Here is a 6,661-nt window from a genome sequence, read left to right as displayed (position 1 = left end):
TGCCGACCGGCCAGGACGATATCCGTAAGAGTCCTCATGAAACACCGGGTCCACAATACGCTCCAGATATCGTTTGACTACCATCTGCGCGATTCTGTCCGACACCGTCGGGACGGTCAACGCGAACTGCACAGGAGCTCAGCGAGCATTTGGGTTGGGCTGAGATCCGCCATCCTTTTCATCCGCTCAAGGGCCAACGCTTTCCTGTCCTGAAGACCCGCCGCGTCTCGGGTACCGACACGCTGCTTCTGCGTGATGCAGAGCGTGGCAGCTTCAGCATTGCGCGCGAATGGACCGACTGGGGCACACCGTCCGTCCACGACGACACCATCGGCCCCGTGTGTTATTTCGATCTGCACATGTTGCTGGAGCTGATCGCGTTGATCGACCAGCTTGCCGCTTCGCCGCCCAAGAAGTCATCAACCAAAGGAGCTTGATCAATGCGATTCCTTGACCTATTATCAGACCAGTTTTACACGTGGTCCGCCAATGGAAGATATTTCGTCATCCTATTTGCGCAGACGCCGCGCGCAATTGCTCGAGCAAATGCCGGCATTGGAGACGCTTCTGCGCGGCTCGCTCATCGAGCGCTACAAGCGCTGCGGCAAACCCGGCTGCAAGTGCGCCGAGGGTCCCGGTCACGGTCCCAAGTACTACCTGTCCGTGAGCTTTCCCGGCCGCCGGCCGCAAATGGACTACGTGCCGCAAGCCGACTACGCCGACGTCACCGAACACCTGGCGAACTATCACCGCGTCCGCGAGATCATCGAGGAGATCTGCGAGATCAACCGCGAACTATTGCGCCGCCGCGAGGCGCTCTGAGGGGCGCCGGTGAGCCAGTCGCTGTCGCTCACCCACTTCATCGATCCGCAATCGGCCGGCGTACTCATCGCCAACATGCTCGAGGCCTGGCTCACCGCCGCGCCCGCGCTGGAGCTGACCGAGGAGGCCTTCGATGAACACCAAGATCACCCCGCAACATCAGAGCAAACCGGCGTACATTTATATCCGCCAGAGTACGCTGGCCCAAGTACGGCACAATCAGGAGAGCACCGAGCGTCAATACGCGTTGCGCGACAAAGCGCTGGCACTGGGTTGGCCGGAGACGGCGATCCGGATCCTGGACCGCGACCTCGGTCAGTCAGGGGCGCAGATGACGGGCCGCGAGGACTTCAAGACGCTGGTAGCGGATGTCTCGATGGGGCATGTGGGTGCAGTGTTTGCGCTGGAAGTGTCGCGCCTGGCACGCTCGAACCTGGACTGGCATCGTCTGCTCGAGTTGTGTGCACTCACACATACGCTCGTGATCGACGCCGATGGTTGCTACGACGCGGGCGACTTCAACGACGGCCTGATACTGGGTCTCAAAGGTACGATGGCACAGGCGGAGCTACATTTCTTGCGCGGGCGCCTCCAGGGCGGCAAACTCAACAAGGCAAAGAAGGGTGAGTTGCGCTTCCCACTGCCCGTCGGCTTGTGCTATGACGATGACGGTCGCATCGTCCTGGATCCCGATGACGAGGTACGCGGCGCCGTGCAGCTGGTGTTTCGTCTCTTTCAGGAAACCGGCAGCGCATATGCCGTCGTCAAGCGATTTGCCGAAGAGGGCCTGCGCTTTCCGAAGCGTGCCTATGGCGGTGCCTGGGCAGGCCGACTCATCTGGGGGCGCCTGAGCCACGAACGCGTACTCGGCCTGATCAGGAATCCTTCCTATGCGGGCGATTATGTCTTTGGACGGTACCAGTATCGTCAACGCATAACCGCACAAGGAGAGATCCAGAAGCGCGTACAGCCGGTACCCAAGGCTGACTGGCGGGTCCATCTTCCCGACCATCACGAAGCGTATATCACCCCGGAGGAATTCGAACGCAACCAGGTACGCCTGGCGCGCAACCGAACCAACGGCGAAGGTACCGTGCTCAGTGGTGCGGCACGTGAAGGATTGGCGCTGCTTCAGGGACTGCTGATATGCGGCTGCTGTGGTCGGGCATTGACCGTTCGCTACCAGGGTAACGGCGGCCTTTATCCATTGTACTTATGCAGTGCTCGCCGCCGCGAGGGTCTGGCGACCACCGATTGCATGAGCATGCGCAGGGAACTACTTGACAACGCAATTGGCGAGGCTGTGTTCACCGCCCTGCAGCCAGCCGAACTCGAGCTCGCCGTGACCGCCCTGAACGAACTCGAGCAACGCGATCATGCCATCATGCGCCAGTGGCACATGCGAATCGAACGCGCCGAGTATGAGGTCGCACTCGCTGAACGTCGCTACCAGGAATGCGACCCGGCCAACCGTCTGGTCGCGGGTACGCTTGAGCGGCGCTGGAATGACGCGATGCTTCGCCTCGAGGCGATCAGGACGGAAGCCGCCCAGTTCCAGAGCCAGAAAGCACACGTCGCCACGCCCGAACAGAAAGCTCAGGTCCTCGCGCTGGCGCGCAATCTGCCACGTCTATGGCGGGCACCGAGCACATCCGCGAAGGATCGCAAGCGCATGTTGCGTCTGCTCATCCGGGACATCACGGTCGATAAACAGTCCGCCACGAGACAAGCGGTACTGCATATCCGCTGGCAAGGCAGCGCGTGTACTGATATCACCGTGAACTTGCCCATGCCGGCGGCCGAAGCGATGCGTTACCCCGCCGCGTTCGTTGAGCGGGTGCGTGAACTCTCCCAGCGTCTGCCTGACCGGCAAATCGTGGCGCACCTCAATCAGGAAGGATTGCGCAGTTCTACTGGCAAATCGTTTACGCTTGAAATGATCAAATGGATTCGTTATCGGTATGGAATTGAAGCAACCTGCTTCAAGCGGCCGGATGAGTTCACGGTACAGCAGCTCGCTCATCGACTGCACATCAGTCCACACGTCGTGTATTACTGGATCGAGCGCCACGTAGTCAGGGCCCGCAAGCTCGATGGACGGGGACCATGGTGGGTCACGCTCGATCCCGCCAAGGAACGGCAACTGCGGGATTGGGTGCGCACTTCAGGGCATCTGCAGCGGCAAAATTCCAACACTCAACTGTGAGAGGTGCATTATGAAATCACCGTCGGCACGCCCAACTTTCTGGTACCACCCTTGGCCTTGGGTATCTCCACTTGCCTGACCGGCGGCGGGAAGTACGACCCCGGCGACATCCGGTTCCACAGCTTATACAGATTCCCCGACAGGTTCTGCTCGAACATGGCGATGGTTTCATCATCCACGCCCGCAGCACCACGGTTGGCCCTCACCAATTGATACGCTTCCCACACCACACGCTTCGCAATGCAATATGGCTTTGCTGATGTCATGTCACTCATCCCCGCTATGCAGGTTGGCGACCTTCGTCAGCCGGATAACGCCGCCCCTTCGCTCCACCTTCATTACAAAGGCTTCAGCACTACTACGGGCGACTCCGCCCCTCATCCCGGCATCGGTATTCTTCCTCATGGTGTCAGCCATTTGTCATTTTCCTTCGCATCCGGGACAAGGTTCTCACGTTCCATACCAAAGCCTGTATCGAGTTCATGCCGCCTTTACACCGACTGCCATCGGGTCCGTAAGCAGGTTTCGCCCCGACTGTTCGCGCAGAGCGTACTCGGCCGCGCTTTTGACAGTTCCTTGTAGCACTAACGATGCGTCATCGAACGGTTTGCTTTCGCTCATCTACTCGACACGTACCTGCCGTCCTTCTCGGACGACTTTTCCACGGTCGCTCACCACCGCGCCTTTTGGAACGCAGCAGCACCGGGCGGTTTGAAGCCTGCCCCTGCAGGCCGACTTCGGGAGGCCGTCTCCCATCTTTGGTACAGCATCGCAGGCTCACGCCTGCGTTCGTGACACACAGTACGCCGTCGCTTTTCCCAAGATATCGCGCTCCATCTTCACGCGGGCCAGTTCAGCGCGCAGCCGGGCTATTTCCATCTGTTCGGGCGTAACCTGTTTGCCCGCTCCGTTGAGCTTGCCCGCATCGTCGGCCTTGATCCAGCTGTTCAGCGACTGCGTACTGATACCCAGAATCTTCGCCGTCGCCGACTGGCTCTGGCCGTTGCGCACCATGCGCACGGCTTCCATCTTGAATTCCAACGTGTACCGCGCTCTCGGGTTACCCATCGTTCCTTCCTCCTTCACTGAGTTTTACACACTCTCAGCAAGGGATACGTTTTTCGAGGGCAAGGTCACAGAGCCGTAACCTAACGCATACCGCACGCGCATTGCCGCGTGCACGAACGCTCTTGCCGAGAGCGAAACACTTCGTCGGGGGGCCTGTTCTCAGCATTGACGCATATCAACGTCGAAGGCGAAACATATGCGTATCTTTGCGAATGTGGGTGCGCGAGCAGGCGGCAGGCTTTCTAAGCATGGCGCACCATGGATAGGAGCGGAAAGCAGTCGACCTAGCACGGTGGCCCTGGAAACGCCTGAGAGGTTACGTACGATGGCACACGAACGGTTACCCAGAGCGAATGCGACGATGAAGAATGTCATCAATGCCGACACGTTGGTGTGGCGCGAGGATATCCGGAGGACGGCGTTCGAATACGCCGAAAGCGGGTCTTTTACCGACTGGCAAGCAATTGAGGTGGCGCTCCTCTCGCTTTTTCCTGCTAGTCGCGTTGGCGATATCCTCGCGAGCCCGTTCTGTCGTTTGGACCTGAATCGGCGATGCGCTAAGGAACGAGTGAGAAATAACTTCCAGAAGTGACCCTGGCCGGTGCAAAGCGACGCTGGTAAGATGCGGTCCTTCTGGAGGACAGACGATGCAGGCTGGTTACCGGGCTGAGGTTGAAACGCGGATGAAGCGGCTGTACGCGCGGTTGTCGGAGAAGGACCGACGTCGGTATGCGGCTGTGGAGGCGGACAAGCTGGGCCATGGCGGTTTCGAATATATTGCGAAACTGTTTGATACTGAACTTTAGACACCCAAACGCCGTTGCCGACCGTTGGTGAGTAGCGGTGGCGAGGCAGCGAACGAGACCGAGATTGGGATGAAGCAACGGTATGGGGCCGCGGAAGCGACATCACGTGGTGTCTCAAGGCGCGTGACGCGCTTCGGGCCGCTGGAATTTTCGGGACTTCCCCTGCGGGGGAGTGCTGCGGGCAAGTCCGGTAAATTCCCGCCGCAGCCACTGGGCGACCAGACCAGCGGTGACGGGCTGACCGATTCTCCACGGTGCGATTTCGCGCATCGGGAAGTCCTCGGCAATCGCCAGGCTGAGCAATTGCGTGAGCGTCCACGCGCACGAACGGATCTGCATCCAGAGCTCGAGTACCGTGCGCGTCTGCTGCCAGAGATTGTTCAATCCCCACCAACGCTTGAGATTGTGAAACAGCGGCTCGATGCCCCAGCGGCGCGCGTAGAACTGAACGATGGTTTGTGCTTCCAGATCCACTTCGGACGCCAGGATCAGGCGTCGCTTTGTCAATTCCTGCCGTTTGTCGTTGTAGATCTGGCACCACACGGCTCGTACCGGCGTGCCCCTGAGGAAGCGGGCTACGGCGACGATCGAACGCAGGTGCGCACAGCTTCCATTCCTCGCTGCTCGCAGTACCGAATCGGAAGCATCTTAGCATCGCGTGGTGTTACGTAAGCTTGCCGTGGTTGATACGAAACCACCGGAGTGCCGCCACCGGTGCCGCGGAAAACCATACAGCTGCGCGGTACGCTTCGCCCGCGCGCGTATGAGCGGCGTTTCAGGATTCAACCAGCATTCTTAAAATATCTGATAACTTCTTCCTTTGGTGCAACCCATGGTGCCCAACGTACAAGACGCACTCGTAGTCCGTTCAGCGGTGCTCGAAGACGCGGATTCCCTCAGCAGAGTCGCGATCGCAGCCTTTCCGCTTTCATGTCCACCCGATACGACAGAAGAAGCGTTATCCGCGTTTGCAAGAGAAAACCTTCAGCCCGGACACTTTATTGAACACATGACGGCTTCAAGGCATAAGCTGCTGGTTGCCGAGTGTGCCGGTCAAATTGCCGGCTTTTCGCTTCTCTGCGACGAGGACGTGCCCAATTGTGTGCCCGGCGCTAGCCCGATTGAGCTTCGCCGCATCTATGTGCACGCGGACTATCACGGCGCTGGAGTCGGACCTGCCCTGATGGATGCGTCGATAGGGCATGCGCGATCCATGGGAAGAGACTTCATCTGGCTGGGTGTATCTGAGTCCAACGAACGCGCACAACGGTTTTATGTGAAGAACCGGTTTGTCAAGGTCGGCGAACACTTCTTCCAAGTTGGACATGAGCAACAGTTGGACTATCTACTCGCCAAGCGGGTTGATGTATCCATGTCATAAGTATAGGGCAAGCACTCAACTACGACGTTCCAGAGAAAACGTATTACAAGCCACGCGGCGACAACGGACAGGAGCGAAAGAGATCAGCACAAAATCCTGAAGCCGGCCGCAAAGTGGAGGATCCCGGCTTCGTACAACGGATCTCTGGCGGACTCGATTACAGTCAGAGGTGGCGCCGCTTGTTCGGACAGGGTCCCGAGATGGTTCTGTCGCAGTGAGAGCGAGAGGTCGGCCAAATCCGATATGGTATGGATTCCTTATCTAGCCAGCGAATAGAATTGCTGTGCGGGAGTTTGACCAACGCCGCCATCGTTCAATTGTCCCTTGACGATCATGTGCATAACTCAGTGAGGTAAGCCACCGGCTTTGCCGGTGGCC

Annotated in this window: 6 protein-coding genes and 3 pseudogenes; 5 read left to right on the top strand and 4 right to left on the bottom strand. The window is 58.8% G+C overall.

Annotated features, from left to right (window positions below):
- The first annotated feature begins 149 nt into the window (after positions 1-149).
- From BMI01S_RS35505 to BMI01S_RS35495, 3 genes are all read left to right on the top strand, one after another.
- Positions 150-437 (top strand): Y4bD/Y4pK family protein, encoded by a 288-nt coding sequence (locus BMI01S_RS35505; protein ID WP_028233071.1) that lies wholly within the window; start codon positions 150-152, stop codon positions 435-437.
- Between the two features lie 52 nt (positions 438-489).
- Positions 490-822 carry a DUF6788 family protein gene (locus BMI01S_RS35500; RefSeq protein ID WP_028233070.1) on the top strand — a complete coding sequence of 111 codons (333 nt, stop codon included), beginning with the start codon at positions 490-492 and terminating at the stop codon, positions 820-822.
- 133 nt (positions 823-955) lie between these two features.
- Positions 956-3,028: a recombinase family protein gene (locus tag BMI01S_RS35495; RefSeq protein ID WP_042292607.1), complete on the top strand. Its 2,073-nt coding sequence runs from the start codon at positions 956-958 to the stop codon at positions 3,026-3,028.
- An 8-nt stretch (positions 3,029-3,036) separates the two neighbouring features.
- On the opposite strand, the gene BMI01S_RS35490 is transcribed toward BMI01S_RS35495, so the two are convergent.
- Both BMI01S_RS35490 and BMI01S_RS35485 read right to left on the bottom strand, forming a co-directional pair.
- A complete protein-coding gene (locus tag BMI01S_RS35490; protein WP_028233104.1) occupies positions 3,037-3,303 on the bottom strand; it encodes an RNA-dependent RNA polymerase family protein in 267 nt (88 codons plus the stop codon).
- A 521-nt stretch (positions 3,304-3,824) separates the two neighbouring features.
- Positions 3,825-4,096, bottom strand: a pseudogene (locus tag BMI01S_RS35485) (transposase); the annotation flags it as partial.
- A 361-nt stretch (positions 4,097-4,457) separates the two neighbouring features.
- Between BMI01S_RS35485 and BMI01S_RS35480 the strand changes: the two are divergent.
- On the top strand, positions 4,458-4,688 hold the full coding sequence (locus BMI01S_RS35480; RefSeq protein ID WP_042292601.1) for a hypothetical protein: 231 nt from the start codon (positions 4,458-4,460) through the stop codon (positions 4,686-4,688).
- 328 nt (positions 4,689-5,016) lie between these two features.
- Here BMI01S_RS35480 and BMI01S_RS35475 read toward each other — a convergent pair.
- Positions 5,017-5,502 (bottom strand): annotated as a pseudogene (locus tag BMI01S_RS35475) (transposase); the annotation flags it as partial.
- A 232-nt stretch (positions 5,503-5,734) separates the two neighbouring features.
- Between BMI01S_RS35475 and BMI01S_RS35470 the strand changes: the two are divergent.
- On the top strand, positions 5,735-6,283 hold the full coding sequence (locus BMI01S_RS35470; protein ID WP_036047428.1) for a GNAT family N-acetyltransferase: 549 nt from the start codon (positions 5,735-5,737) through the stop codon (positions 6,281-6,283).
- Positions 6,284-6,540: 257 nt separating this feature from the next.
- Here BMI01S_RS35470 and BMI01S_RS44345 read toward each other — a convergent pair.
- Positions 6,541-6,627: pseudogene (locus BMI01S_RS44345) on the bottom strand (IS6 family transposase); the annotation flags it as partial.
- Positions 6,628-6,661 lie beyond the last annotated feature (34 nt).

Origin of the sequence: Paraburkholderia mimosarum LMG 23256 = NBRC 106338, assembly GCF_000739815.1 — a bacterium.
In the GTDB taxonomy this organism is placed as follows: Bacteria; Pseudomonadota; Gammaproteobacteria; order Burkholderiales; family Burkholderiaceae; genus Paraburkholderia; species Paraburkholderia mimosarum.
This window is presented reverse-complemented; position numbering and strand designations above follow the sequence as displayed.